We start from the raw sequence: 25624 nt of genomic DNA, 5'->3' as shown, positions 1-25624 counted from the left end.
CCGTCGCCGACGGCGGTCAGCCGCCGGCGACGGACCGCTCAGCCGCCGGCGAGGGCGGCGAGGCGGTCGCCGACGTCGGACGTGCGGATCGGTGCCTGCGGGTCGCGCGTCGACAGGTCGAAGGCGACCGCGGCGTCGACCTTGCGCGCCTGCTCCGTGCGGCCCAGGTGCTGGAGCAGCAGCCCGACCGACAGCACCGTCGCGGTCGGGTCGGCGATGCCCTTGCCGGCGATGTCGGGCGCGGAGCCGTGCACCGGCTCGAACATGCTCGGGTTGGTGCCCGACGCGTCGAGGTTGCCGCTGGCCGCCAGCCCGATGCCCCCGGTCACGGCGGCCGCGACGTCGGTGACGATGTCGCCGAACAGGTTGTCGGTGACGATGACGTCGTAGCGCCCCGGGTCGGTGATGAAGAACATCGAGGCGGCGTCGACGTGCTGGTAGGCGACGGTGACCTCGGGGAACTCCACCGACACCTCCTCCACGACCCGCGACCAGAGACCGCCGGCGTGGGTGAGCACGTTGGTCTTGTGGATCAGCGTGAGGTGCTTGCGCGGGCGGGCGGTGGCCCGCTCGAACGCGTACCGGACGACGCGCTCGACACCGAACGCGGTGTTGAGGCTGACCTCGGTGGCGACCTCCTGCGCGGTGTCCTTGCGCAGCACGCCGCCGTTGCCGACATAGGGGCCCTCGGTGCCCTCGCGGACGCAGAGCATGTCGATGGGGCCGGGGTCGGCCAGAGGGCTGCGCACCCCGTCGAAGAGCCGTGCCGGGCGCAGGTTCACGTGGTGGTCGAGCTCGAAGCGCAGCCGCAGCAGCAGCCCGCGCTCGAGGATCCCCGGCGGGACGCTGGGGTCACCGATCGCGCCGAGCAGGATGGCGTCGTGCTGGCGCAGCTCGTCCAGCACGGTGTCCGGCAGCAGCTCGCCGGTGCGCTGCCACCGGGTGGCACCGAGGTCGTACGGCGTCGTCTCCAGGTCGGGGGCGACGGCGCGCAGGACCTTGAGGCCCTCCGCGACCACCTCGGGGCCGATGCCGTCTCCAGGGATCACTGCCAGGCGCATGGGAGGGAACCCTAGGTCAGAGCGTCGTGAGGTCGGCGGCCCGGGCGGCACGCGCACCGATGCGGGCGGCGATCGCCTCCAGCAGCTCGGGAGCAGCGGGGCTGTCGACGGTGACCGCCATCAGCGCCTCGCCGCCGTCGGCCGCGGGGCTGACCTGGGCACCGGCGATGTTGATGCCGGCCTCCCCGAGGGCTGCGCCGACGGCACCCACGACGCCCGGCCGGTCGGCGTAGATGAAGAACAGCAGGTGGCCCGACGCCGCGAGGTCGATCTCGTAGCCGGCGACCTCGGTCAGCCGCGGCACCTGGTTCTTGCCGAACAGCGTGCCCGAGACGGCGACGGCCCGACCGTCGGCCATCGCACCGCGCAGCGTGACGAGGTTGCGGTAGGTGGGGCTCTCCGGGTCGGTGGTCAGCGCGATGTCGAGGCCGCGCTGCTCGGCGAACAGCGGCGCGTTGACGTAGGTGACCTGCTCGGCGACCACGTCGGAGAACACGCCCTTGAGCGCCGCCAGCTGCAGGACCGACGCGTCGAACTCGGCGAGCTTGCCGCGCACGTCGACGGTGACCGACTGGGCCAGCCCACCGGCGACGGCGGTGAAGACCCGGCCGAGCTTCTCGGCCAGCGGGAGACCGGGGCGCACGTCCTCGGCGACGACACCCCCGGCCTGGACGTTCACCGCGTCGGGCACGAACTCGCCCTGCAGGGCCAGCCGCACCGAACGGGCGACGGCGGCGCCGGCCTTGTCCTGCGCCTCGGTCGTGGAGGCGCCGAGGTGCGGGGTGACGACGGTGTTCGGCAGGCCGAACAGCGGGCTGTCGGTGCACGGCTCCTTGGCGTAGACGTCGATCCCGGCCGCGCCGACCTGCCCCGACCGCAGGGCCTCGGCCAGGGCCGCCTCGTCGACCAGGCCACCGCGCGCGGCGTTGACGATGATGACCCCGCGCTTGGTGGTCGCCAGCTCCTCGGCCCCGATGAGCCCCAGGGTCTCGGGGGTCTTGGGCAGGTGGATGGTGATGAAGTCGGCCTGCTGCAGCAGCTCCTCCAGCGACACCATGCGCACCCCGAGCTGGGCGGCGCGGCCCGGCTGGATGTAGGGGTCGTAGGCGATGAGCTCGACGTCGAAGGCGGCGAGGCGCTGCGCCACGAGCTGGCCGATCCGGCCGAGGCCGACGACGCCGACGGTCTTCTCGGTGACCTCCACGCCGGTGAACTTCGAGCGGGCCCACTTCCCCTCGCGCAGGGAGGCGTCGGCCGCCGGGATGTGCCGGGCGGCCGCGAGCAGCAGGGCGACGGCGTGCTCGGCGGCGCTGACGATGTTGGAGGTCGGTGCGTTCACGACCATGACGCCGCGCTCGGTGGCGGCGGCGACGTCGACGTTGTCCAGGCCGATGCCCGCGCGGGCGACCACCTTGAGGTTCGGCGCCGCGGCGAGGGCCTCGGCGTCGATCTGCGTCGCGCTGCGGATCATCACCGCGGCGGCCTCGGCCAGCGCGGGCAGCAGCGCGGCACGGTCGGCACCGTCGACGTGACGGATCTCGACGTCGCTCCCCAGCACCTCCAGGACACTCGGGGCGAGCTCTTCGGCGATCAGGACGACGGGCGCGGTCGTGGTCACGGGCACACAGCCTAGGGATCGGGTGCGGCTGCGCGCCGCCGCCCCCCGGAGCGGGCTCCCGGCGGCCGGCCGGCTTGCTCACCGGGGACGGGCCCCGACATGCTGCGGGCGACCGCACCGGCGAGACCGGTGCCCACCGGAGGAGAGCATGAGCCAGCCCGACGACCCGTACCGCCCCACCCCCGGCCCCGGGGGCGACGTGCCCCCGCAGGGTCGGTACGGACAGCCCCAGCAGTACGGCCAGCCCCCGTACGGAGCACCGCAGTACGGCCAGCCCCCGTACGGAGCGCCGCAGTTCGGGCAGCCGCAGCAGTACGGCCAGCCCGCGCAGTACGGACTGCCCTACTACGGGCAGCCCTACCCGGGCGGCGCTCCGGTACCGGCCCGGCCGGGCGGGGTGGTGACGGCGGCGGTCCTCGGCTTCCTGTTCGCGGCCTTCGGACTGCTCGGGATCCTGGGCATCCTGGTCGCGCGCTCGGAGTTCCTCGAGGACCAGGGGTTCACCGCCGACGAGGAGGCCGCGGCGAGCGCCGGTCTCGTCGTCGCCGCCGTCCTCGTGCTGGCCTACGTCGTGGTGATGGTGTGGGGGTCGGTGCTGGCCCTCACCGGACGGAGTCGCGTGCTGCTCCTCGTCGGCGGCTCGTTGAGCATCACGTTCCTCGGGCTGACGCTCCTGGGGGCTGCCGCGGAGGCCGACGGCGCCGCCGCCCTGGTGGGCGTGGCCGGGCTCGCGGCGGCCATCGCGGTGGTGGCGCTGCTGTGCACGCGCCGGGCGGCCGACTTCTACGCCGCCCACCGGTTCCGCCGCACCGGTCGCTGAACCGGGTGGTCCGGCCGGTCGCGCCTGCCGTGCCGGCCCGCCGATGTGAGGATCTCCTCGTTCGCCATCGGTGGCCACCCGGGCGACCGACGACAGGAGGACGCCGCACGATGAGCAACCCCACGCCCGAGCACGACCCGCAGCAGCCACAGCCCGGCTGGGCCCCGCCGCCCGGCGGCGACCAGCCCGGGTACGGCCAGCAGCCCTACGGACAGCCGCAGTACGGGCAACCCCAGCAGTACGGACCGCCGCAGCAGTTCGGACAGCCCCAGTACGGCCAGCCCCAGCCCTACGGGCAGCCGGGCTTCGGTCCTGGCCCCGGGTACCCCGGAGCGAAGCGCCCCGGCGCGGTCACCGCGGCCGGCGTCGTCGGCATCGTGATCGGGGCCATCACGTCCCTGGTCAACCTCCTGGTCTTCGCGTTCATCGGCGACTCGGACCTGAACATCACCGGCCTCGACATCCTGGTGTCGGTGCTGGCGGTCGTCGCGGGCATCGCACTGCTCGTCGGTGGCATCCAGGTGCTCCGCGGCGGGCGGCCGCAGCTGCTGCTGTACGCGGCCTACGGCTGCGCCGCGGTCTGGCTGCTGAACCTCGTCGTCGCGATCGCCGAGGACAACGGCGCCGGCGGCGCCGGCCTGCTGCTGCTCATCGGCCCCGCGGTGATCGTCGGCCTGCTCCGCGGCAGGTCGGCGCAGGCCTGGTACGGCGGACGCCCGGCCTGACCCGCCCCGCCTGCTCCGCCCCGCCTGCTCCGCCCCGCCTACTCCTCGACGGCCCCCGCTGCACCGCAGCGGGGGCCGTCGTCGTACGACGTCCCGAACACCCCCACGGAGGCTCTCGCGTCCCTAGACTCCGCGCCGCGGTCGCCTGACCGGGCGACCTCCCGCAGGAGGGAGCGCACGATGTCCAGCCCATCCGCCGGCCCCGATCCCGCCGCCGACCCGAGGGGCGCTCCGCAGCCTCCGCCGGCCTGGGCTCCCCCGCCACCCCCACCTCCCGGGCAGTCCTCCGGCTACGGCCCCGCACCGGTCGGTCCCGGTGCCCCGGGCGGTGTGGCGCAACGGCCGGGCGGGGTGACCGCCGCGGCGATCATCGGCATCGTCATGGGCGCCCTCGCGCTCATCAGCCTCTTCGGCGTCGGGCTGATCTTCGCGTTCAGCGGCGTGCTCGGGCTGCTGACGCTCCTGTCGGTCGCCACCGGGGCGGTGCTCCTCGCCGGAGGGATCCAGGTCCTGCAGGGCAAGTCCCCGCAGCTACTGCTCCTGGGCAGCTACGCCGCGCTGGCGGTCCAGCTGCTCACCTGGTTCTGGGCGCTCGTCAGCGGGTGGGGATTCCTCTTCACAGGTCTGCTGGGCTTCGTGCTCCCCGGCGTGATCGTCTACCTGCTGCGGCAGCCGGACGCGAAGCGCCACTACACCGCCCAGGGGATCTCCTACTGAGACGACGACGGCCCCCGCCGCGGGTGCAGCGGGGGCCGTCGGGCGAGCGGTCGGATCAGCTGCGAGCAGCCGTGCCGGTGTAGTCGTCCGAGGCCGACACCCAGCTCATGAGGCCGCGCAGCTTGCGCCCGGTCTCCTCGATCGGGTGCTGCTCGGCGGCGGCGCGCTTCGCCGTGAAGTCCGGCGCGCCGGCGTCCTGGTCGGCGATGAAGGCCGCGGCCCACGAGCCGTCCTTGATCGCGCCGAGGACCTCCTTCATCGACTCCTTGACGCGGGCGTCGATGACCTTGGGGCCGGAGGTGTAGTCGCCGTACTCGGCGGTGTCGGACACCGACCAGCGCTGCTTGGCGATGCCGCCCTCGTACATGAGGTCGACGATCAGCTTCAGCTCGTGCAGGCACTCGAAGTAGGCGACCTCGGGCTGGTAGCCGGCCTCGGTCAGCGTCTCGAACCCGGCGGTGATCAGCGCACTGGCGCCACCGCAGAGGACGGCCTGCTCACCGAAGAGGTCGGTCTCGGTCTCCTCGGCGAACGTCGTCTTGATGACACCGGCGCGGGTCCCGCCGATCGCGGCCGCGTAGGACAGTGCGAGCTGCAGCGCGGAGCCGCTGGCGTCCTGCTCGACCGCGACGAGGCAGGGCACGCCCTTGCCGTTCTCGAACTCGCGGCGCACGAGGTGCCCCGGGCCCTTGGGGGCGACCATGGCGACGTCGACACCGGCCGGGGGCACGATGTAGCCGAAGCGGATGTTGAAGCCGTGCCCGAAGAAGAGGGCGTCGCCGTCCTGCAGGTTCGGCTCGACCGACTCGGCGTACAGCGTGCGCTGCACGTGGTCGGGGGCGAGGATCATGATCAGGTCGGCCTCGGCGGAGGCCTCGGCGGGCGTGACCACGCGCAGCCCCTCGGCCTCGGCCTTGGCGCGGCTCTTCGAGCCCTCGGGCAGACCGACGCGCACGTCGACGCCGGAGTCCCGCAGCGAGAGGGCGTGGGCGTGGCCCTGGCTGCCGTAGCCCAGGACGGCGACGGTGCGCCCCTGGATGATCGACAGGTCGGCGTCGGCGTCGTAGAAGATCTCGGCGGCCATGCGGTACGTGCTCCTTCGGTGGGTTCGGATCGGGATGTCTGTGGGGATCAGGCGCTGCGCTCGACCGGGCGCAAGGTACCGGCGCCCGACATGGCGCGCGGCCCCCGGCCCAGGGCGACGGTGCCGGACTGCGCCATCTCCTTGATGCCCAGCGGCGCGAGCACCGCCAGGAGTGCCTGGAGCTTGTCCGGGGTGCCGGTCGCCTCGAGCGTCACCGTGTCGGTGTTGACGTCGATGACCCGCGCGCGGAACAGCTCGGCGGTCTGAAGCACCTGGGTGCGCTCGGCCAGGGGCGCGCGGACCTTGACCAGGAGCAGCTCGCGCTGGACCGCGGCGCCGCCGTCCAGCTCGACGATCTTGATGATCTCGATGAGCTTGTTCAGCTGCTTGGTGATCTGCTCCAGCGGCTGGCTCTCCGCGTCGACGACGATCGTCATGCGGGAGAGGTCGGGGTTCTCCGTGGGGCCGACGGCGAGGGACTCGATGTTGAAGCCGCGGCGGCTGAACAGCGCCGAGACGCGGGCGAGCACACCGGACTTGTTCTCGACGAGGACCGAGAGCGTGTGGCGGGTCATCAGACCTGTCCCTCTCCGAAGACGGGCCGCAGGTCGCGCGCGGCGAGGATGTCGTCGTTGCTGGCACCGGCGGCGACCATCGGCCACACCTGGGCGTCGGCGCCGACGGTGAAGTCGATGACGACCGGGGCGTCGTTGATCGCCATGGCCTTCTCGATCACGGCGTCCACGTCATCCTTGCTCTCGCAGCGCAGGCCGACGCAGCCCAGCGCCTCGGCGAGCGCGACGAAGTCGGGGATGCGCACCGGCTTGGGCGTGCCGTCGGCGTTGCGGGCGTGCAGCTTCGTGTTGGAGTAGCGGCCCTCGTAGAACAGCGTCTGCCACTGCCGGACCATGCCGAGGTTGCCGTTGTTGATGACAGCGACCTTGATGGGGATGCCCTCGATGGCGCAGGTGGCCAGCTCCTGGTTGGTCATCTGGAAGCAGCCGTCGCCGTCGATGGCCCACACGGTGGTGTCGGGGCAGCCGTACTTGGCGCCCATGGCCGCCGGCACGGCGTAGCCCATGGTCCCGAGACCGCCGCTGTTGAGCCAGGTGCCGGGCTTCTCGTACTTGATGAACTGCGCGGCCCACATCTGGTGCTGGCCGACGCCGGAGGTGTAGATCGCGTCGGGGCCGGCGATGGCACCCAGCCGCTCGATGACGTACTGCGGGGACAGCGCGCCGTCCTCGGGCTCGTCGTAGCCCAGCGGGTAGCGGTTGCGCCAGTCGTCGAGCTGCTCCCACCAGGCGGCGAGGTCGGGGGTGCGGCCGGCGGCGTGCTCGGCGCGCAGCGCCTCCACCAGCTGGCCGATGGTCTCCTTGGCATCACCGACGATCGGCACGTCGGCCTTGCGGTTCTTGCCGATCTCGGCCGGGTCGATGTCGGCGTGGACCACCAGCGCGTCCGGCGCGAAGCTGTCCAGCGCGCCGGTCACCCGGTCGTCGAAGCGCGCGCCGAGCGCGACGATGACGTCGGACTTCTGCAGCGCCGTGACGGCCGCGACCGTGCCGTGCATGCCGGGCATGCCCAGGTGCTGCGGGCTGCTGTCGGGGAAGGCCCCCCGGGCCATCAGCGTGGTGACGACGGGCGCCCCGGTCAGCTCGGCCAGTTCGGCCAGCTCCTCGGTGGCCCGGGCCTTGAGCACCCCGCCGCCCACGTAGAGGACCGGTCGGGCGGCGGCGGCGATCATCGCCGCGGCCTCGCGGACCTGCTTGCCGTGCGGGCGGGTCGTCGGCTTGTAGCCGGGGAGGTCCAGCCGCGGCGGCCACGAGAAGTCGGTGGTGGCCTGCAGGACGTCCTTGGGGATGTCGACCAGGACGGGGCCGGGGCGACCGGTCGAGGCCAGGTGGAAGGCCTCGGCGATCCGCTGCGGGATCTCCGCGGCGTGCGTCACCAGGAAGTTGTGCTTGGTGATCGGCATCGTGATGCCGCGGATGTCCGCCTCCTGGAAGGCGTCGGTACCGATGGCGGCGCTGGGCACCTGTCCCGTGATGGCGACGACCGGCACCGAGTCCATGTAGGCGTCGGCCAGCGGGGTGACGAGGTTGGTCGCGCCGGGGCCCGAGGTCGCCATGCAGACGCCGACCCGGCCGGTGGCCTGCGCGTAGCCGGTGGCCGCGTGCCCGGCGCCCTGCTCGTGGCGGACCAGGACGTGGCGGACCGCCGAGTCGAACAGCGGGTCGTAGGCCGGGAGGATCGCGCCACCGGGGATGCCGAAGACCACGTCCACGCCGACGGCCTCGAGGGAGCGCACCAGGCTCTGGGCGCCGGTGATGCCGGTCGCGGGCTCGGCGGCGCTCTCGGCGACCGACCGGGCCGTGGTCTCGACGCCGGTCAGGGACTCGGCCGCCTCGCGGGTGGCGGCCTCGTGGGGGGTGGTGGTCATCGCGCGGGTCTCCTGTGCCTTGCGGCGTGGTACGGGCTGGTGCGTCGGATCAGCGTGTGCGGCAGGTCACGGCCAACAAAAAACCCCTCGTGCCACGGGCACGAAGGGTCAGCGCGTCGGTCGGGGACCGGACGCGCTACGCGAGTACGAGGACGCCGCTGGGGCGGGCGTCTGCGGGCATGCTGGTGCGAGGCACTCCGACACTGTGCGCCTCGCGGCGCACCGGCGTCAACCGCCCTGTCCCACCAGGTGGACACCGGGGTCCAGATCCGTGGGACGCCCGTCGAGGACCCCGGGGTCGAACCCGCTCAGCAGGACCCGCAGCTCGGCCAGGGGCATGGGCCGGGCGAACAGGTAGCCCTGCAGGAACCGGCAGTCCATGGCCCGGAGCTCGGCCAGCTGACCGTCGGTCTCGACACCCTCGGCGAGGACGTCCATGCCCAGGGTCTGCCCGAGCTCGACGATGCTGGCCACCAGCGCCCGGCCGCGCGGATCGGTGTCGATGTCGGCGATGAACTCGCGGTCCATCTTCAGGATCTGCACCGGGAGCCGCGCGAGGTAGGCCAGGGACGAGTAGCCGCGCCCGAAGTCGTCGAGCGCGAGGACGACGCCCATGCCGCGCAGGGTGGCCAGATCGCTCTCCAGCCCGTCCTGCTGGTCGAGCATGACCGACTCGGTGAGTTCCAGGATCAGCTTGCCCGCCGGGAGGCCGGCCCCGGCCAGCGCTCGCGCCACGTCGGGTGCGAGACAACCGGCCTGCAGGTGGCGCATCGAGACGTTGACCGAGGTCATCAGGTCCCAGCCCTCGGCCAGCAGCCGCGCCGCGTCGGCGGCGGCGGTCTCCAGCACCCAGCGCTCGAGCGGGACGATGAGGCCGTCCTCCTCGGCCAGCGGGATGAAGTCGTCCGGGCCCACCGTGCCCAGCAGGGGGTGCTCCCAGCGCACGAGCGCCTCGAGGCCGAGCACGCGCCGGTCCTCGAGACCCACCACCGGCTGGTAGAGCACCCGCAGCTGCCCGGTCTCGAGCGCGCCGGGGAGGTCCCGGGCGAGCCGGCTGCGACGGACCAGCGCATCGTCGAGCGCCTCACCCGACGAGCGGACGCACCGCTTGCCCGCGGACTTGGCCGCGCGCAGCGCCAGGTCCGCCTGTCGCACCGCCGCCGTCGTGGGCTCGGCGGGGTCCAGCGGAGCCACGCCGATGCTGCCCGAGACGGCGAACGAGAGCCCGGCGGCGTCCTCCCCCGGGCCCGGGGCACGGAAGGTCCGGTCCAGCGAGACCACGAGCCGCTCCGCCAGGGCGGTGGCCTCGTCCAGGTCGCCCGGAACCAGCAGGGCGAACTCGTCACCGCCGAGGCGGGCGACCAGGTCCTGCTCGCGGGCCCCCTGGCGCAGCTGATCGGCGACCAGGCACAGCAGCCGGTCCCCGGCGTCGTGCCCGGCGACGTCGTTGACCGCCTTGAACCCGTCCAGGTCGACCAGCAGGACCCCGAAGGGCTCACCGGCAGCGGCGCGGGCGTGCGCAGCATCGAGCTCCGCCACGAACCGGGCGCGGTTGGGCAGCCCGGTGAGGAAGTCGGTGTAGGCCATGCGCTCCAGCTCGCGCTGGCTCGAGCGACGGGCGGTCACGTCCCGCAGGTGCAGGACGAGCCCCTCGCGCAGCGCCGTCCCGGGCACGCCGGCCCGGGCGACGCCGGACAGCTCGATGTCCCGCAGGTCCCCGGCCGCGGTCGCCAGCCGCACCGTCGGCGGGAGGGATGCCGACACAGCCACGTCGCTCACCACGCGGGCGAGGACGGCACGGTCGGCGGCGACCACCAGGTCGGCCAGGGGGCGCCCCGTGAGATCGGCCTCCGTCCGGCCGAGCTGGGTCAGGGTGGCGCCGGAGACCCAGCGCACGCAGCCCTCGTCGTCGAGGACGACCGTGACGTCCTCGGCGCTCGCGGCCAGTGCGCGGAAGTAGGCCTCGGTCTGCAGCAGCCGGCGGCTCACCCGCGCTCCGTCGGTGGCCCAGAACAGGCTGCGCACCGAGGTGACGGCCAGCAGCAGCCCGGTGAGGATCTGCTCCGCGAACGTGAAGTCGTGGCCGGCGCCCACCAGGCCGAGGGTGATGCCGAAGACCCCGTAGGCCGTGGCATGGCTGACGACGACGCCGAAGAGCGTCTGCCCCGGTTCGGAGGCCTCGTCCGCCGCGGGGCGCTGGCCGCCGTCGATGGAGACGGCGCGCACCGCCGCGAGCAGCATGACCGACCAGGCGATGTCGGTCAGGACGTCGGAGGTGGTGCTGCCCAGGAGCCGGGCCGTGGCGCCGGCGAGGGCGACCACCGCCAGCGCGACCATCGACACCAGCAGCGCGACGGCGGACCTTCGGCGCTCGGCCGCCACGCGCGACACCCCCATGAGCGCGATCCCGCAGAGGACCGCGACCACGGACGGGTACCCGATGGTCAGCATCGCGCCCGCGATCCCGGTGGTCCGCGCGGCGGCGTCGGAGAGGACGAGGGCCCCGACGAGGCTCACCGCCAGGAGGACGACGGCGCCGTCGAGGAGGTCCCGGACGCCGACGCGACGCCCGGCCCGGGGCGGGAGCAGGTAGACGATGCAGGCGATCACGGCAGGGACCGCGAGGCCCTGCGGCAGGTGCGGCCACCCGTTGGCCGCCAACCCGCGGTCGTCCAGACCCGCCAGCAGCTCACCGACGCCCAGCAGGGCGCCGGCCACGGCCAGGAACCGCCAGCTCCGCTGCGAGGCGGGATCCAGACGGCGAGCCCGCCTCAGGACGGCGACCGTGGCGACGACGGCGCTCAGCGCCATCAGCAGGGCCGTGGACGGTACCGCCGGTGTGCCCCCGATCAGGCGGACGCCGACGGTGATCCCGCCGAGGGCACCCAGGAGCACCGCCGCCGGCGCGAACGACAGCTGCCGGGGGGTCATCCTGCGACCACCCCGGGCAGGTAGGACCGCCGTCGGCACACACCTGGTTCCTCGGCAGTGCCGGGCCGACCACCAAGTCGACCCGGCCCCGCCTCACCCCTTGGGGGGTCAGCCGCAGATCGCGCCCTGCGCGGCCGAGCCGACGAGCTTCGCGTACTTGCCGAGGACGCCGGTGGTGTAGCGCGCCGGGAGCGGCTCCCAGCCGACCTTCCGCTCGGCGAGCTCCGCCTCGTCGACCAGGAGGTCGAGGGTGCGGGTGGTGAGGTCCAGCCGGATCCGGTCCCCGTCGCGCACGAAGGCGATCGGGCCGCCGTCGGCGGCCTCCGGGGCGATGTGGCCGACGCACAGACCGGTCGTCCCGCCGGAGAACCGGCCGTCGGTGAGCAGCAGCACGTCCTTGCCGAGCCCGGCGCCCTTGATGGCGCCGGTGACGGCCAGCATCTCGCGCATGCCGGGGCCACCCCGCGGGCCCTCGTAGCGGATGACGACGACGTCGTCGGGCTTCAGCGTGCCCTCGGTGACGGCGTCCATGGCCCCCTGCTCGCCGTCGAACACGCGTGCGGTGCCCTCGAAGACCTCGGCGTCGAAGCCGGCGGACTTCACGACCGCGCCGTCCGGCGAGAGCGAGCCGCGCAGGATGGTGAGGCCGCCGGTGCGGTGGATGGGGTTGTCCATCGCGTGCACGATCGTGCCGTCGAGGTCCGGGGGCGCGATGTCGGCCAGGTTCTCGGCCATGGTCCTGCCGGTGACGGTGAGCGCGTCGCCGTGCAGCAGGCCGGCGTCCAGCAGTGCGCGGAGCACCACCGGGACACCGCCCACGCGGTCGATGTCGGTCATGACGAACCGGCCGAAGGGCTTCACGTCGGCCAGGTGCGGGGTGCGGTCGCCGATCCGGTTGAAGTCCTCGAGGGTGAGGTCGACCTGCGCCTCGTGGGCGATCGCCAGCAGGTGCAGCACGGCGTTGGTGGACCCGCCGAGGGCCATGACCACGGTGATGGCGTTCTCGAACGCCTCCTTGGTCATGATCTGCCGCGCGGTGATGCCCTTCCGGAGCAGGTTCACGACCGCCTCGCCGGAAGCCACGGCGTAGCCGTCGCGCCGGCTGTCCGGGGCCGGCGGGGCGGCGCTGCCGGGCAGGGACATGCCGAGCGCCTCGGCGACGCTGGCCATCGTGTTGGCGGTGTACATGCCGCCGCAGGAGCCCATGCCGGGGCAGGCGGCCTTCTCGATCGCGGTCAGCTCGTCGCGGCTGATCAGCCCGCGGGCGCAGGCGCCGACCGCCTCGAAGACGTCGATGATCGTGAGGTCGTCGCGATCGCCCAGCTTCCCCGGGAGCGTGGAGCCGGAGTACAGGAAGACGCTGGCCAGGTCCAGCCGCGCGGCGGCCATGAGCATGCCGGGCAGGGACTTGTCGCAGCCCGCGAGCAGGACCGAGCCGTCCAGCCGCTCGGCGAACATGACCGTCTCGACCGAGTCGGCGATGACCTCGCGGGAGACCAGCGACGCGCGCATGCCCTCGTGGCCCATGGAGATGCCGTCGGAGACGGAGATGGTGCCGAACTCCAAGGGGAAGCCGCCGGCGGCGTGCACGCCCTCCTTGGCCCGCTTCGCCAGCCGGTCCAGCGACAGGTTGCAGGGGGTGATCTCGTTCCAGGACGAGGCCACGCCGATCTGCGGCTTGCTGAAGTCGTCGTCGCCCATGCCGACGGCGCGCAGCATGGCGCGCGCGGGTGCCTTGGCGTCCCCGTCGGTCACCTCGTGGCTACGGGGCTTGAGGTTGGCGGTGTCGCTGCCGCTCGGGCGGTCCTCCACGGTGGTCACGAGCGGCGATGGTAGGCCCGTGTCCGCCGGGAGCCGCCGCCGCGGGGTGGGAGCATGGTCACTCGTGACCGCTCCCGCCCGCATCCGGATGAACCGCACCGCGCTGCTGCCGGTGGGCTTCCTGGCCCTCTGCGCGATCCCGCTCGCGTCCGCCGCGCCCGGGCTGCAGCTCCTCCTGCTCGTCCCCCTGGCGCTCGCCGTGTGGGTGCTGCGGACCGGCGTGGACGTCGCCGACGACGGTCTCACGGTGCATGCCCTGGTCGGCCGGCGGCACGTGCCCTGGACCGAGGTGGCCGGGATCCGGGTCGCGCCACGGGGCGACCTCTGGCTGGTGACCACGGCCGGCACGGAGGTGCACCTGCCCGTGGTGCGGGCCCGGGACCTCCCCGGGCTGGCTGCGCTGTCCGGCGGCCGGATCGAGCTGCCCGCTCAGTAGTCCCCGACGACGTTCACCAGCGGCAGCCCCTCGAGGACCCGGCGGACCTGTTCGGTGACCGCGGCCGCCGCCCGCTCGTTGGTGGCCGGGACCGCACCGCCCACGTGCGGGGTGAGCAGCAGGTTCGGCGCCGCCCACAGCGGGTGGCCGGCGGGCAGGGGCTCGGGATCGGTGACGTCGAGCGCTGCCCGGAGTCGTCCGCCGGAGAGCTCGGCGAGCAGGGCGTCGGTGTCGACGACGACGCCGCGCGCGGCGTTCACCAGCAGCGCACCGTCCTTCATCGCGGCCAGGAACCGCGCGTCGACCAGGCCACGGGTCTCCGCGGTCACGGGGACGACGACGACGACGACGTCGGCGTGCGGGAGCAGCGCGGGAAGCTCCTCGGGCGCGTGCACGCCCTCCCGCGCGGTCCGGCCCACGTAGGTCGGCTCGACGTCGAAGCCCGCCAGCATGCGGCCGATCGCCCGGCCGATGTCACCGGCACCCACGATCAGCACGCGCGCGCCGACCAGGGAACCGTGCGTCGCCGGGGACCAGCGTCCGGCGTCCTGCTCGCGCACGAACGACGGGATGCCGCGCAGCGACGCGAGGGTCGCGGTGACCGCCCACTCCGCCGTCGACGGGGTGTGCGCGCCGCGGGCGTTGCACAGCACGACACCCTCCGGCAGCCGGCCGGCGAACGCCTCGGCGCCGGCGCTCAGCAGCTGCACCAGGCGGAGCCGGGGCAGCGCGTCGAGGAACCCCTCGGGCGGGGCCGTGCCACCGGAGCGGGGCACCCACACCTGCGCCAGGGCCGCGTCGCCCCTGGGCGGGCCGTCGATCCGGTGGGCCCGGACCCGCGGGGACAGCGCCTCGACGGCGGTACCGATCGCGCGCGAGGGCACGAGGACGTGCAGGGGCTCGTCGGCTTCCAGCGGGAGGTGCGCCACGGCCCGGACTCTAGGCGGCCGCCGGCGCCGCGCACGTACTGTGATCCGGGTGGGACGACGCTCGCGGACGCGGACGGCACGGCTGCTCGCCGCCGTGCTCGGCGCCGCGCTGCTGGCCGGCTGCGGCGAGGACGGCTACGAGCCCGCGGGACCGTTCCGCCCCCTGCCGGAGGGCGCCCCGCCCGAGGTCGGCCAGCCGCCGGCCCCCGCGCCCGTCCCCGACGACCCGGCGCAACCGGGATCGGGCCAGGAGGGCGGTGACCCCAACGTCGTCGCCTCGGGGCTGACCGTGCCCACGGGCCTCGTCCTGCTCCCCGACGGCAGCGCGATCGTGGGTGAGCGCGAGACCGGCCGGCTGCTGCAGGTCTTCCCGGACCGCTCGCCGGCGAAGGAGCTCATGACCGTCCCGGGCATCGACACCGGCGGGGACGGTGGCCTGCTCGGCCTGGCCCTCTCCCCCACGTTCCCCGAGGACGGCCTGCTGTTCGCCTACATGTCGACGGCCACCGACAACCGGGTCGTGCGGTTCCCCCTCGGTGGCACTCCGAACCCGGTGCTCACCGGCATCCCCCGGGGCGAGGTCGGCAACGGGGGCGCGCTCCTCACGGGGAAGGACGGCAACCTCTACGTCGGCACCGGCGACGCGGGCAACCCGGCGCTGGCCGCGGACCCGGCGTCCCTCGCGGGGAAGGTGCTCCGGATCGACGTCTTCGGTCGGCCGGTGGGCGGCTCCGGGCCGGTGTTCGGCCGCGGGTTCCGCGATGTCACGGCGCTGTGCCAGGACGACCAGCGGATGTACGCGACCGACGAGTCGCGCGACGGCCGCGACGAGTTCGACGTCGTCACCGAGGGCGCGAGCGGCTCGGCGCCGCCACTGGCCTCCGTGCCGCCCGAGGAGGGCGGCCTGGGCGGCTGCGCGGTCGCGAACGGCACGGTGTTCCTCGGCGCGCTCGACGGCCAGCGGGTGCACGTGCTGATGCTGGACGAGCAGGGCAAGCCGATGGAGGACGCGACCGACGAGGTGCTCGGCGGCCGCTACGGCCGGCTGCGCACCACGGTGCTGGACGCCGAGGGCTCCCTGTGGGTCACGACCTCGAACAAGGACGGCATCGGCACGCCGGGCGAGGGCGACGACAAGGTCCTGCGCATCCGCCCGCCCGGCGGCCAGCCGGAGAGCCCGCTCTGACACCGCAGTCCTCCGGACGGCACCGCAGCCGGGAGCCGTCCCCCGGCCGCGGTGAGCCGTTGCGTCGCGCCTGCGCGGACCCCTCCGGGGCCCACTCGGCACGAGAGATCAGCCGCTGACCAGTCTTTCCTCGAGCATGCGCTTGACAGTGGCGGCGTCGGCCTTGCCGCGGGTGGTCTTCATGACCGCCCCCACCAGCGCGCCGATGGCCTGGACCTTGCCGCTGCGCACCTTCTCGGCGACGTCGGGGTTGCCCTCGATGGCGGCCTCGACCGCCGCGACCAGCTCGTCGGAGTCGCCCATGACGGCCAGCCCGCGCGACTCGACCACCGCTGCCGGGTCACCCTCGCCGGCCAGGACGCCGTCCAGCGCCTGCCGGGCCAGCTGGTCGTTGACCGTGCCCGCGGCGACGAGGCCGGCCAGCTCGGCGACCTGCTCCGGGGTGACGGCGAGCTCGGTCAGCTCCACACCGCTGTCGTTCGCGCGGCGCGCCAGCTCGCCCAGCCACCACTTCCGGGCGTCGGCCGGCGTGGCGCCGGCGGCGACGGTGTCGCTCACCAGGCCGAGGGCGCCGGCGTTGACGATCCAGGCCATCTCGGTGTCCGAGAGGCCCCACTCCTCGCGCAGCCGCGCGCGGCGGGCGGCCGGCAGCTCGGGCAGCGCGGCGCGCAGCTTCTCGATCCACTCCTCGTCCGGCGCGATCGGCACCAGGTCGGGCTCGGGGAAGTACCGGTAGTCGGTCGCCTCCTCCTTGCTCCGGCCCGACGACGTGCTGCCGGTGTCCTCGTGGAAGTGCCGGGTCTCCTGCACCACCCGCTCCCCGGCGTCGAGGACGGCGGCCTGGCGGCGCATCTCGAAGCGCACCGACCGCTCGACCGAGCGCAGCGAGTTCACGTTCTTCGTCTCGGTGCGGGTGCCCCAGTCGAGGCTGCCGATGGGGGCCAGCGAGGTGTTGACGTCCGAGCGCAGGTTGCCCTGCTCCATGCGGACCTCGGAGACCCCGAGGGCGAGCAGGATCTCGCGCAGCTCGGTCACGTAGGCGCGGGCGACCTCCGGGGCCTTCGCGCCGGCGCCCGGGATCGGCCGGGTCACGATCTCCACCAGCGGGATGCCCGCGCGGTTGTAGTCGACCAGCGAGTGGTCGGCCCCGTGGATCCGGCCGGTGGAACCTCCGACGTGGAGGTTCTTGCCGGTGTCCTCCTCGATGTGCACCCGCTCGATCTCGACGCGGTAGGTCTCGCCGTCGAGCTCGACGTCCAGGTGTCCGGCGGTGCACAGGGGCTCGTCGTACTGGCTGGTCTGGAAGCCCTTGGGGATGTCCGGGTAGAAGTAGTTCTTCCGCGCGAACCGCGACCAGCTCGCGATCCGGCAGCCCAGGGCCAGGCCGATGCGGATGGTGGACTCGATGGCCTCGGCGTTGACCACCGGCAGCGAGCCGGGCAGGCCCAGGCACACCGGGCAGGTCTGCGTGTTGGGCTCGGCCCCGAACGTCGTCGAGCAGCCGCAGAACATCTTCGACGCGGTGCCCAGCTCGACGTGGGTCTCCAGACCGATGACCGGCTCGTAGCGGGTCAGGACCTCGTCGAAGTCGACCAGGGTGTCGCTCATGAGGGGGCGTTCTCCTTCGTGGCCATCCCGGCCAGCAGCGCGTGCCCGCGGGCGGCGTCCTGCGCCGCCTCCAGCGCTGCGGCCACGCGGTAGCAGCGGTCGTCGGCCAGCGCGGGCGCCATGATCTGGAAGCCGACCGGCAGGCCCTCGGAGAGGCCGCACGGCACCGAGATGGCCGGTACGCCGGCAAGGCTCGCCGGCAGCGTGCAGAGGTCGGCGGCGTACATCGCGATCGGGTCGTCCACCCGGGAGCCGATCGACCAGGCCACCGTGGGGCTGGTCGGGCTGACCAGCACGTCGACGTCGTCCCATGCGCTGGTGAAGTCGCGGGTGATCAGCGTGCGGACCTTCTGCGCCTGCCCGTAGTACGCGTCGTAGTAGCCGCTGGACAACGCGTAGGTACCGAGGATGATCCGGCGCTTCACCTCGGGGCCGAAGCCCTGCTCGCGGGTGAGGGCCATGACCTCGTCGAGGTCGCGGCTGCCGTCGTCGCCGGCGCGGAGGCCGTAGCGGACGCCGTCGAAGCGGGCCAGGTTGGACGACGCCTCGCTGGGCGCGATCAGGTAGTAGGCCGGCAGGGCCAGGTCGAAGGCCGGGCAGGAGATCTGCCGGACCTCCGCGCCCATGCCCTCCAGCAGGGCGATCGCCTCGGCGACCCGCGCGAGGACGCCGGGCTCGTAGCCGTCGGTGTGCCCGTCGCCGCCGAGCTCGGTGACGACGCCGACCCTCAGGCCGGCCAGGTCGCCCTCGGCGCCGCGGCGGGCCGACTCGGCCAGCACCGGCACCGGCGAGTCGATGCTCGTGGAGTCCAGCGGGTCGTGGCCGGCGATCGCCTCGTGCAGGAGCGCCGCGTCGAGGACCGTGCGGGTCATGGGCCCGGCCTGGTCGAGGCTCGAGGAGAACGCGATCAGCCCGTACCGGGAGACCGAGCCGTAGGTGGGCTTGTGACCGACCAGCCCGGTGACGGCGGCCGGCTGGCGGATCGAGCCACCGGTGTCGGTGCCGATCGCCCACGGGGCCAGCCCGCCGGCGACCGCGGCGGACGACCCGCCCGAGGAGCCACCGGGGATCCGGTCGGTGTCCCACGGGTTGCGGGTGACCTTGTAGGCGGAGTTCTCGGTGGAGGAGCCCATCGCGAACTCGTCCATGTTGGTCTTGCCGAGCAGCACGGTGCCGGCGGCCTTGAGCCGCGCGGCCAGCGTCGCGTCGTAGGGCGGGCGCCAGCCCTCGAGGATCTTCGAACCGCTGGTGGTGGGCACGCCCTCGGTCACGACGACGTCCTTGAGCGCCATCGGGACGCCGGCCAGCGGGCCGAGCTCCTCGCCCTTCGCCCGGGCGGCGTCGACGGCCTCGGCGGACTGCAGGGCCGCCTCGGCGTCGACGTGCAGGTACGCGCCGATCGTCCCGTCGGTCGCCGCGATGCGGTCGAGGTAGGCGCGGGTGACCTCGACGGAGCTGAGGTCCCCGGCCTGCAGGGCGGTGCTGAGGTCGGCCGCGGTGCTGGCCGTCAGGTCCGCGCTCACGCCTCCTCCCCCAGGATGCGCGGGACGCGGAAACGGTCGTCCTCGGCGGCGGGGGCGCCGGCCAGGACGACGTCGCGCGGCAGGCTCGGGCGAGCGACGTCCGGGCGCATGACGTTGGTCATCGGCACGGCGTGCGTGGTGGGGGCGACGTCGGCGACGTCGGCCTTGCCCACCTGGGCGACGGCGTCCAGCACGGCGGCCAGCTGACCGGCGAAGAGCTCGAGCTCCTCGTCGCTCACGGCCAGCCGGGACAGGTGCGCCAGGTGCGCCACCTCGTCGCGGGTCAGTCGGCCCTTCGGGGAGGGGGTGCTCATGCTGCGGTGGAACTCCACTTCGGCGATGCCCGGCGGCCCGCTCCGGGCCGGGACGTGACCGGATCACTGTACGTGGAGCGTTCCGCGCCGCGACCAGCGTGAGAAGCTGCGCGGGACTCCCGGAGGAACCGTGTCCTATCTCCTGCGCCTGGTCGTTCCCGACCGCCCCGGTGTCCTCGGCGCGGTGGCGACCGCCCTGGGTGCCGCGGGCATCGACATCGTCTCGCTCGACGTGCTCGAGCGCGGCAACGGCATCGCCGTGGACGACGTCGTCGTGGACCTCCCCGCCGACCGGCTGCCGGACGGCCTCATCACCGTCGTGCAGGCGGTCGAGGGCGTGCAGGTGGAGTCGCTGCGGCCCTTCGCCGGGCCGCTGGACACCCACCGCGAGCTGGACCTCCTGGACGCGCTGTCCCGGGGTGAGCGGGCGGCGGCGGACCTGCTCAGCGAGGAGCTGCCCCGGGTCTTCCACAGCGGCTGGTCGGTGGTCCTCGACGGGCACGCAGCGCAGCGGCCGCTGGCGGAGGCCGCGGTCTTCGCGGCATCGGAGGCGGCTCCGGACTTCACCGGGCTGACCCTGCCGTGGCTGCCGCTGTCCGGGCCGCGGCTGCTGCCGAGCGAGGAGTCGTGGCTGCCGGAACGCTGGCAGGAGATGGCGATCGAGATGATGGCTGCGCCCTACGGCGACGGCCGGGCCGTGGTGCTCGGCCGTTCGGGCGGTCCGGCGTTCCGCCGGTCGGAGCTGCTGCGGCTGGCGCACCTGACCGGCATCGCGACGACGGTCGCCCAGCTCCCCCCGACCTGAGCACGGCGCGGTCAGCACGCCCCCCACCTGCGCTTTCCCCCTTGCCGCACGAGGTGTTCGAACGTATGATCGAACCCGTGACCGCCGCAGCGCCGACCTCGTCCGCCCCTGCGGCGGGGTGGGCGACGGGACCTCTGGGACGCGTGCAGGCCGCGGACCGGGAGATCGCGCGTCAGACGGCGCTCCGGGCCCGGGCGGTCGCCGACTTCGCCGCGAGCTGCCCCGCATCCGCGGACCGGCAGCCGGGGCAGCCGGGGGCGATGAGCGCCGAGCGTCGCGCCGCGCGACCCGATGTCCTCGCCGACGTGAGCGAGTGGGCAGCCCAGGAACTGGTGGTGGGTCTGTCGATCTCCACCCAGGCCGCCGAGTCCCTGCTGGTCCGATCGCTCACGCTGGTGCACCGCCTGCCGGGCACGCTCGCAGCCCTCGAGTCCGGCGAGCTGCACGTCGGTCACCTGTGGCCGATGCTCGACAAGGTCGCCCCGATCGCCGATCCCACGAGGCGGGCAGCCGTCGAGCGCGAGCTGTTGGAGTGGATGTCCGGGCGGGTCACCACGCCCGCCCAGCTCGGAGCCAAGGCGCGGAGGCTCGGCCTCGCGCGGGACGCGAGCGACGAGGCGAACCGGTTGGCCCGAGCGCTGCGCCGGCGAGGCGTCTCCATCCGACCCGACCAGCAGGAGGGCATGGCCCTGTTGGAGGTGCTGCTGACCGTGCCCGAGGCGCAGGCGCTGCTGGACGCGCTCGGTCGCTGCGCCGACACGCTCGACGAGCCCGGCGACGACCGGACCCGGGGTCAGAAGATGGCCGACTGCCTGCTCGACCTCGCGCTGCGCCCCGACGAGCACGAGCTGTCGCCGGTCCAGGCGCAGCTCACCGTCGTGGCCGGAGTGCGGTCGATGCTGGGCGGCGATGCTCCTGCCGAGATCGGTGGTGAGCCGGTGCCCGCACAGATGGTCCGCGCCCTGGCACGCGCACTCGGTCTGCTCCCCGAACCGGATCCGGCAGATCTCGACGCCGGCACTCCGGCAGGCACTGCGCGAGGGGCGGTCGCCCCCTACGTCCTCGACGAGTCCTCCGTGGAGTCGTGGCCGGAGGCGGTGCGCGCCGCCGACGAGCGCTGGTGGGCCGAGGTCGAGGCCCGTGCCCTGCGCGGCGAGTGGGGTGGCGAGGACGATCCCCCGGCCGACGATCAGGCCCATTGGTGGGCGTCGGAGCCCGGATTCGAGCCGTGGGACGACGAACGCGAGTGGTCCCCGTCTGCAGAGGACCGCTCGTCACCGGACGGACCACCAGCGGCCGGCCCCGGCTCCTCACCCGAGTCGTTCCCGTGGAAGCGGGCGCACCGCGCCCTGGAGGACGCGGGAGCAGCACTGCTCGGCCTCGACCGGGCGCTGGGTTCGGCCCGGCGGGCGGTGCACGACGCTGGCCGCGCCGACGCCCTCGACGAGCGCGCCTGGGAGGAGAGTGCCGCCGGTCGGGTCAGCACCGCTCGGAGCGACCTCGAGGCACTGGCCGCGGCGAGCCGACCGATGCGCGAGGCACTGGCCGCCCTGCTGGACGCGAGCGGGGGTGGGTCGCTGGTCGACCGCCCGCGCATCGCCGTCGTCGACGAGCTGACCGGTGCGCTCCTCGCCCTGACCGACAGCACCGACCTGCGTCGGCGGGTCGCCGCCGGCAGCGGGCTGGCACCGCCGGCCCCCTCCGCGGGGTACCGACCCGGCCGGGCGCTCGACCGGTTCGTGCGTGCCCGCGACCGACGCTGCCGCTTCCCCGGCTGCCGCCGCCGGGTTCCGCTGGGCGGCGAGCTCGACCACGACCGCCCCTACCCGCAGGGGCCGACCTCCGCGGAGAACCTGACCGGCTACTGCACCGGCCACCACCGGGGCAAGCACCAGGCACCGGGCTGGCGGCACGTGCTCGCGCCGGACGGCACGCTCACGGTCACCACCCCGAGCGGCCTGGTGGCGAGCACGACACCGCCGCCCTACTGACGGCTACTCCTGCTCGCTGCCGTCCCCCACGGTGGCCACCTCGCGGGCGGCCTCCGGCCCCTGCTCGAGGAGCACGCGGAAGCCGTCGTCGTCGAGGATCGGGGCCTTCACCTGCACCGCCTTGTCGTACTTGCTCCCCGGATCGGCGCCGACCACCACGAAGCCGGTCTTCTTCGACACCGAGCCGGTGACCTTGCCGCCCCGCTCCTGGATCGCGGCGATCGCCTGGTCCCGGCTGTGGTCGCGCAGCGATCCGGTCACGACCACGGTGACGCCGGTGAGCGGGCCGGGGGGCGCGTCCTCGGCGGCGTCGGCCATGCGCACACCGGCCTGGCGCCACTTCTCCACGACGTCGCGGTGCCAGTCGACGGTGAACCAGTCGCGGACCGACCTCGCGATCGTCGGGCCGACGCCGTCCGCTGCAGCCAGCTCCTCCTCGGTCGCCGCCATGATGCGGTCCATGGAGCGGAAGTCACGAGCCAGTGCCTGCGCCGCGGTGGGCCCCACGTGCCGGATGGACAGCGCCACGAGCACCCGCCACAGCGGGACGTCCTTGCGGGTCTGCAGGTTGGTCAGCAGCTTGGCGCCGTTCGCCGACAGGGTCCCGTTCTTCTTCGTGAAGAACGGCGATCGCTGCAGCTGCTCCTCGTCGAGGAAGAAGATGTCGCCCTCGTCGCCCAGCAGGTGGCTCTGCAGCAGCGCGATCGCCGCCTCGTAGCCGAGGACCTCGATGTCGAACGCGCCGCGGCCCGCGACGTGGAAGACCCGCTCCCGCAGCTGCGCCGGGCAGGACCGCGCGTTCGGGCAGCGGATGTCGGCGTCGCCCTCCTTCTCCGGGCGCAGTTCGGTGCCGCACTCCGGGCAGTGCGTCGGCATGACGAACTCGCGCTCGTCGCCGGTGCGGGCGGCGACCACCGGCCCGAGCACCTCCGGGATCACGTCACCGGCCTTGCGGATGACCACGGTGTCGCCGATCAGCACGCCCTTGCGCACGACCTCGCTCGCGTTGTGCAGCGTCGCGAGCTGCACCGTGGACCCGGCGACCTTCACCGGCTCCATGTAGGCGAACGGCGTCACCCGACCGGTGCGCCCGACGTTGACCTTGATGTCGAGGAGCTTGGTCGTCGCCTCCTCCGGCGGGTACTTGAAGGCGATCGCCCAGCGCGGCGCCCGGGAGGTGGAACCCAGCCGGCGCTGCAGCGCCACCTGGTCGACCTTCACCACCACGCCGTCGATCTCGTGCTCCACCGAGTGCCGCTGCTCGCGGTACCGCTCGATGTAGGCCCACACGCCCTCGAGGTCGTCGACCACCTCGTAGCGGTCGCTCACCGGCAGCCCCAGCGCGCGCAGCTGCTCGTAGGCCGCGGACTGCCGCTCCGGCTCGAAGCCCTTCCGCGCCCCGAGGCCGTGGACCACGAGGCGCAGCGGGCGCGAGGCCGTGACCCGGGCGTCCTTCTGACGCAGCGATCCGGCGGCGGCGTTGCGCGGGTTGGCGAACGGCGCCTTGCCCTGCTCGACCATGCCGGCGTTCACGTCGGCGAAGCCGGCGATCGGGAAGTAGATCTCCCCACGCACCTCGAGCAGCTCCGGCACGTCGTCCCCGGTCAGCTGCTGCGGGACGTCGCCCATCGTGCGCACGTTCGCCGTGACGTCCTCCCCGGTCACGCCGTCCCCGCGGGTGGCGGCGCGGACCAGCCGCCCGTTCTCGTAGACCAGGTCCACGGCCACGCCGTCGACCTTCAGCTCGCAGAGGTAGCCGGCCCCGGCCGCGCCCTCGCGCTCGGCGCGCGCGGCCCAGGCCGAGAGCTCGTCGCTGCTGAACGCGTTGTCGAGGCTCTGCATCCGCTCCAGGTGCTCGACCGGGGCGAACGTGGCGGTGAACCCGCCGTTGACCTTCTGGCTGGGCGAGTCGGGCGTGACCAGGGCCGGGTGGGCGGCCTCGAGCGCCTTCAGCTCACCCATCAGCTCGTCGTACTGGCCGTCGCTGATCAGCGGCTCGTCCCGCACGTAGTACGCGAAGGCGTAGCGGTCCAGCTCCTCGGAGAGGTCGCGGTGCCGGGTGCGCGCGTCGTCGGGCACCTCGGTGAGGTCCTCCCGGTCGGTCGGCGCCCCGACCGGGAGCTGCTCGACGGTGGTTTCCCCGATGCCGGTCTCGCTGGTCACGCGGGAACGGTATCCGGCGGGTACGACGGCGAATCGACGCTCACCCGGTCGAGGTGCGACAGGATCCGGTCGTGGCCGCCCCACCCAGCGAACGACGTCCCGGCACCCGCGCCTACGGCTACCTGCTCGGAGCCCTGTGGCTGCTCCCGCTGGTCCTGGTCGTCGTCGGGGCGCTGGTGCTGCCGGACGAGAACGCGGACGGTCAGTGCGAGGGCATCGGCTTCGGCTGCTCGCTGACGCCGGCCGACGGCGTCGGCCTGCTCGGCGCCGTCGCCGCCCCGTTCCTCGGTCTCGCCGGCGCGGTCGGTGCGGCGCTGCTCGCCGGCCTCCGGACCCGGCCGGGTTTCGCCCGGACCGCTCCGGCGCTCCAGGCGCTCGCGGTGCTCACGGTCCTGGTCGCCGTCGCCGCCGCCCTCGCGCTCGCGTTGCTGGACTGACTACTCGGGCAGCAGGTACTTCGCGGCCTCGCGCACGTGCCGCATCGCGGCGCGCGCGTACGCCGGGCTGGCACCGGCGAGGCCGCACGCGGGCGTGAGGGTCACCGCGCCGGGGAGCTGCTCGGCCGGGAACCCCAGCTCCCGCCACCAGGCCTGCAGCCGGGACGCGGTGGCCCTGGGCGCGGGCAGGACGGCGTCGGTCCCCGGGACGACCCCGGGCAGGAGGTGGACCCCGGCGTCCACGGCCTCCCCGACGGCGTCGAGGTCCTGGACCAGGCCGAGGTCGAACGACACCCCCGCCGCCCCGGCGGCGCGGAAGAGACCCAGGGGCATGCGGCGGGCACAGCAGTGCACCACGGCCGGACCGGGCAGCGACCGCACCACGACGCCCAGCTCCTGCTCGACGACGTCCTCCGGGACGGCGGGCAGCTTGCCGAACCCGCTGGCGGTCGGCAGCGCCCCCTGGATCACCGCGGGTACGGAGGGCTCGTCGAGCTGGACGACGATCCGCGCGCCGGGCACCCGGGCCTGCACCTCGGCGACGTGGGTGGAGATGCCCTCGGCCAGCGACTGTCCCAGGTCGCGCCGGGCACCGGCATCGGTCACCGCGCGGTCGCCGCGGGTCCGTTCCAGACCTGCCGCGAGCGTCCACGGGCCGACTGCCTGGATCTTGAACGGGCCGGTCCAGGCCTCGGCCACGTCGTGCAGCGCGTCCAGGTCGCGGGCCAGGAACTCCTGCGCCCGCTGCTGGTCGATGCCCGGGCGCGGGACCAGGCGCCAGCCGGCCGGGGTCAGGTCGACCGCGAGGTCGACGAGCAGTGCCGCCGTGCGTCCGAGCATGTCCGCACCGGCGCCACGCCCGGGCAGCTCCGGCAGGTGCGCGAAGTCGGGCAGTTCCCCGACGACGGTCCGGAGCGCCTCGGCGGGGTCGGCGCCGGGCAGCGACCCGACGCCGGAGGCCGGCCCCCACGTGGTGGGGACCGGCCTCTGGTCGTCGTTCTCGGAGCTCACA

The 25624-nt window shown here is 74.0% G+C and carries 21 protein-coding genes; 8 read left to right on the top strand and 13 right to left on the bottom strand.

Going from position 1 to position 25624, the window contains the following annotated elements; genetic code table 11:
- Nucleotides 1-38: 38 nt before the first annotated feature.
- Both DQ237_RS08520 and serA read right to left on the bottom strand, forming a co-directional pair.
- Nucleotides 39-1061 carry a 3-isopropylmalate dehydrogenase gene (locus DQ237_RS08520; protein ID WP_113799125.1) on the bottom strand — a complete coding sequence of 341 codons (1023 nt, stop codon included), beginning with the start codon at nt 1059-1061 and terminating at the stop codon, nt 39-41.
- 16 nt (nt 1062-1077) lie between these two features.
- Nucleotides 1078-2679 (bottom strand): phosphoglycerate dehydrogenase, encoded by a 1602-nt coding sequence (gene serA / locus DQ237_RS08515; protein ID WP_113799123.1) that lies wholly within the window; start codon nt 2677-2679, stop codon nt 1078-1080.
- 148 nt (nt 2680-2827) lie between these two features.
- Here serA and DQ237_RS08510 point away from each other — a divergent pair, with 148 nt between their 5' ends.
- The 3 genes from DQ237_RS08510 (at nt 2828) to DQ237_RS08500 (ending at nt 4941) form a co-directional block, all read left to right on the top strand.
- Entirely contained in the window at nt 2828-3499 is a 672-nt protein-coding gene (locus tag DQ237_RS08510) for a hypothetical protein (RefSeq protein WP_113799121.1), read from the top strand.
- A 110-nt stretch (nt 3500-3609) separates the two neighbouring features.
- Complete coding sequence (locus tag DQ237_RS19700; protein WP_166509534.1) at nt 3610-4224, top strand: hypothetical protein; 615 nt, start codon at nt 3610-3612, stop codon at nt 4222-4224.
- 180 nt (nt 4225-4404) lie between these two features.
- The gene (locus DQ237_RS08500; RefSeq protein ID WP_147251765.1) at nt 4405-4941 is read left to right on the top strand and encodes a hypothetical protein; all 537 of its coding nucleotides are present in this window, start codon (nt 4405-4407) and stop codon (nt 4939-4941) included.
- Nucleotides 4942-4996: 55 nt separating this feature from the next.
- On the opposite strand, the gene ilvC is transcribed toward DQ237_RS08500, so the two are convergent.
- The 5 genes from ilvC to ilvD all read right to left on the bottom strand — a co-directional run bounded on the left by ilvC (nt 4997) and on the right by ilvD (nt 13220).
- Nucleotides 4997-6025, bottom strand: a complete 1029-nt coding sequence (gene ilvC, locus DQ237_RS08495) for a ketol-acid reductoisomerase (protein ID WP_113799117.1) — start codon at nt 6023-6025, stop codon at nt 4997-4999.
- A 47-nt stretch (nt 6026-6072) separates the two neighbouring features.
- Complete coding sequence (gene ilvN, locus DQ237_RS08490; protein WP_113799115.1) at nt 6073-6600, bottom strand: acetolactate synthase small subunit; 528 nt, start codon at nt 6598-6600, stop codon at nt 6073-6075.
- Complete coding sequence (locus DQ237_RS08485) at nt 6600-8468, bottom strand: acetolactate synthase large subunit (protein ID WP_205730120.1); 1869 nt, start codon at nt 8466-8468, stop codon at nt 6600-6602. Before DQ237_RS08485 ends, ilvN begins: the two co-directional genes overlap by 1 nt.
- A 228-nt stretch (nt 8469-8696) precedes the next feature.
- Nucleotides 8697-11399, bottom strand: coding sequence for a bifunctional diguanylate cyclase/phosphodiesterase (locus DQ237_RS20505; protein ID WP_113799113.1), 2703 nt, complete (start codon nt 11397-11399; stop codon nt 8697-8699).
- Between the two features lie 108 nt (nt 11400-11507).
- Entirely contained in the window at nt 11508-13220 is a 1713-nt protein-coding gene (ilvD, locus tag DQ237_RS08475; protein ID WP_205730119.1) for a dihydroxy-acid dehydratase, read from the bottom strand.
- A 64-nt stretch (nt 13221-13284) separates the two neighbouring features.
- Between ilvD and DQ237_RS08470 the strand changes: the two genes are divergently transcribed.
- A complete protein-coding gene (locus DQ237_RS08470; RefSeq protein ID WP_240619503.1) occupies nt 13285-13656 on the top strand; it encodes a PH domain-containing protein in 372 nt (123 codons plus the stop codon).
- Here the strand turns inward: DQ237_RS08470 and DQ237_RS08465 are convergent.
- A complete protein-coding gene (locus DQ237_RS08465) occupies nt 13650-14585 on the bottom strand; it encodes a 2-hydroxyacid dehydrogenase (protein WP_113799112.1) in 936 nt (311 codons plus the stop codon). The two genes, DQ237_RS08470 and DQ237_RS08465, sit on opposite strands and share 7 nt — an antisense overlap.
- 49 nt (nt 14586-14634) lie before the next feature.
- Between DQ237_RS08465 and DQ237_RS08460 the strand changes: the two genes are divergently transcribed.
- The gene (locus DQ237_RS08460; RefSeq protein WP_113799428.1) at nt 14635-15771 is read left to right on the top strand and encodes a sorbosone dehydrogenase family protein; all 1137 of its coding nucleotides are present in this window, start codon (nt 14635-14637) and stop codon (nt 15769-15771) included.
- Between the two features lie 108 nt (nt 15772-15879).
- On the opposite strand, the gene gatB is transcribed toward DQ237_RS08460, so the two are convergent.
- The 3 genes from gatB to gatC are packed head-to-tail and all read right to left on the bottom strand — an operon-like array spanning nt 15880 to nt 19216.
- Nucleotides 15880-17379, bottom strand: a complete 1500-nt coding sequence (gene gatB / locus DQ237_RS08455) for an Asp-tRNA(Asn)/Glu-tRNA(Gln) amidotransferase subunit GatB (RefSeq protein WP_113799110.1) — start codon at nt 17377-17379, stop codon at nt 15880-15882.
- Nucleotides 17376-18902 carry an Asp-tRNA(Asn)/Glu-tRNA(Gln) amidotransferase subunit GatA gene (gene gatA / locus DQ237_RS08450; protein WP_113799108.1) on the bottom strand — a complete coding sequence of 509 codons (1527 nt, stop codon included), beginning with the start codon at nt 18900-18902 and terminating at the stop codon, nt 17376-17378. The genes gatB and gatA overlap by 4 nt, the downstream gene beginning before the upstream one ends.
- Nucleotides 18899-19216: an Asp-tRNA(Asn)/Glu-tRNA(Gln) amidotransferase subunit GatC gene (gatC, locus tag DQ237_RS08445; protein ID WP_113799426.1), complete on the bottom strand. Its 318-nt coding sequence runs from the start codon at nt 19214-19216 to the stop codon at nt 18899-18901. Before gatC ends, gatA begins: the two co-directional genes overlap by 4 nt.
- A 130-nt stretch (nt 19217-19346) precedes the next feature.
- Here gatC and DQ237_RS08440 point away from each other — a divergent pair, with 130 nt between their 5' ends.
- Both DQ237_RS08440 and DQ237_RS08435 read left to right on the top strand, forming a co-directional pair.
- Nucleotides 19347-20021, top strand: coding sequence for an ACT domain-containing protein (locus DQ237_RS08440; protein ID WP_113799105.1), 675 nt, complete (start codon nt 19347-19349; stop codon nt 20019-20021).
- A 77-nt stretch (nt 20022-20098) separates the two neighbouring features.
- Entirely contained in the window at nt 20099-22012 is a 1914-nt protein-coding gene (locus tag DQ237_RS08435; RefSeq protein ID WP_240619502.1) for an HNH endonuclease, read from the top strand.
- Between the two features lie 3 nt (nt 22013-22015).
- On the opposite strand, the gene ligA is transcribed toward DQ237_RS08435, so the two are convergent.
- On the bottom strand, nt 22016-24175 hold the full coding sequence (gene ligA, locus DQ237_RS08430; protein WP_113799101.1) for an NAD-dependent DNA ligase LigA: 2160 nt from the start codon (nt 24173-24175) through the stop codon (nt 22016-22018).
- A 71-nt stretch (nt 24176-24246) separates the two neighbouring features.
- On the opposite strand from ligA, the gene DQ237_RS08425 reads away from it, so the two are divergent.
- Nucleotides 24247-24612, top strand: coding sequence for a hypothetical protein (locus DQ237_RS08425; protein WP_113799099.1), 366 nt, complete (start codon nt 24247-24249; stop codon nt 24610-24612).
- Here DQ237_RS08425 and DQ237_RS08420 read toward each other — a convergent pair whose 3' ends face one another.
- Nucleotides 24613-25623 (bottom strand): methionine synthase, encoded by a 1011-nt coding sequence (locus DQ237_RS08420; RefSeq protein ID WP_113799097.1) that lies wholly within the window; start codon nt 25621-25623, stop codon nt 24613-24615.
- Between the last annotated feature and the right edge of the window lies 1 nt (nt 25624).

This window comes from Blastococcus sp. TF02-8, assembly GCF_003319175.1.
Classification (GTDB): Bacteria; Actinomycetota; Actinomycetes; order Mycobacteriales; family Geodermatophilaceae; genus Blastococcus.
The sequence above is the reverse complement of the archived record's forward strand: the minus strand, read 5'-3'. Positions and strand labels throughout refer to the sequence as shown.

Bases quoted from the DNA above. Each gene is read 5' to 3' on its own strand.
- DQ237_RS08510 (WP_113799121.1), top strand. From the start codon at position 2,828: ATGAGCCAGCCCGACGACCCGTACCGCCCCACCCCCGGCCCCGGGGGC.
- DQ237_RS19700 (WP_166509534.1), top strand. From the start codon at position 3,610: ATGAGCAACCCCACGCCCGAGCACGACCCGCAGCAGCCACAGCCCGGC.
- DQ237_RS20505 (WP_113799113.1), bottom strand. From the start codon at position 11,399: ATGACCCCCCGGCAGCTGTCGTTCGCGCCGGCGGCGGTGCTCCTGGGT.
- DQ237_RS08500 (WP_147251765.1), top strand. From the start codon at position 4,405: ATGTCCAGCCCATCCGCCGGCCCCGATCCCGCCGCCGACCCGAGGGGC.
- gatB (WP_113799110.1), bottom strand. From the start codon at position 17,379: ATGAGCGACACCCTGGTCGACTTCGACGAGGTCCTGACCCGCTACGAG.
- ilvC (WP_113799117.1), bottom strand. From the start codon at position 6,025: ATGGCCGCCGAGATCTTCTACGACGCCGACGCCGACCTGTCGATCATC.
- DQ237_RS08520 (WP_113799125.1), bottom strand. From the start codon at position 1,061: ATGCGCCTGGCAGTGATCCCTGGAGACGGCATCGGCCCCGAGGTGGTC.
- DQ237_RS08485 (WP_205730120.1), bottom strand. From the start codon at position 8,468: ATGACCACCACCCCCCACGAGGCCGCCACCCGCGAGGCGGCCGAGTCC.
- gatC (WP_113799426.1), bottom strand. From the start codon at position 19,216: ATGAGCACCCCCTCCCCGAAGGGCCGACTGACCCGCGACGAGGTGGCG.
- ilvN (WP_113799115.1), bottom strand. From the start codon at position 6,600: ATGACCCGCCACACGCTCTCGGTCCTCGTCGAGAACAAGTCCGGTGTG.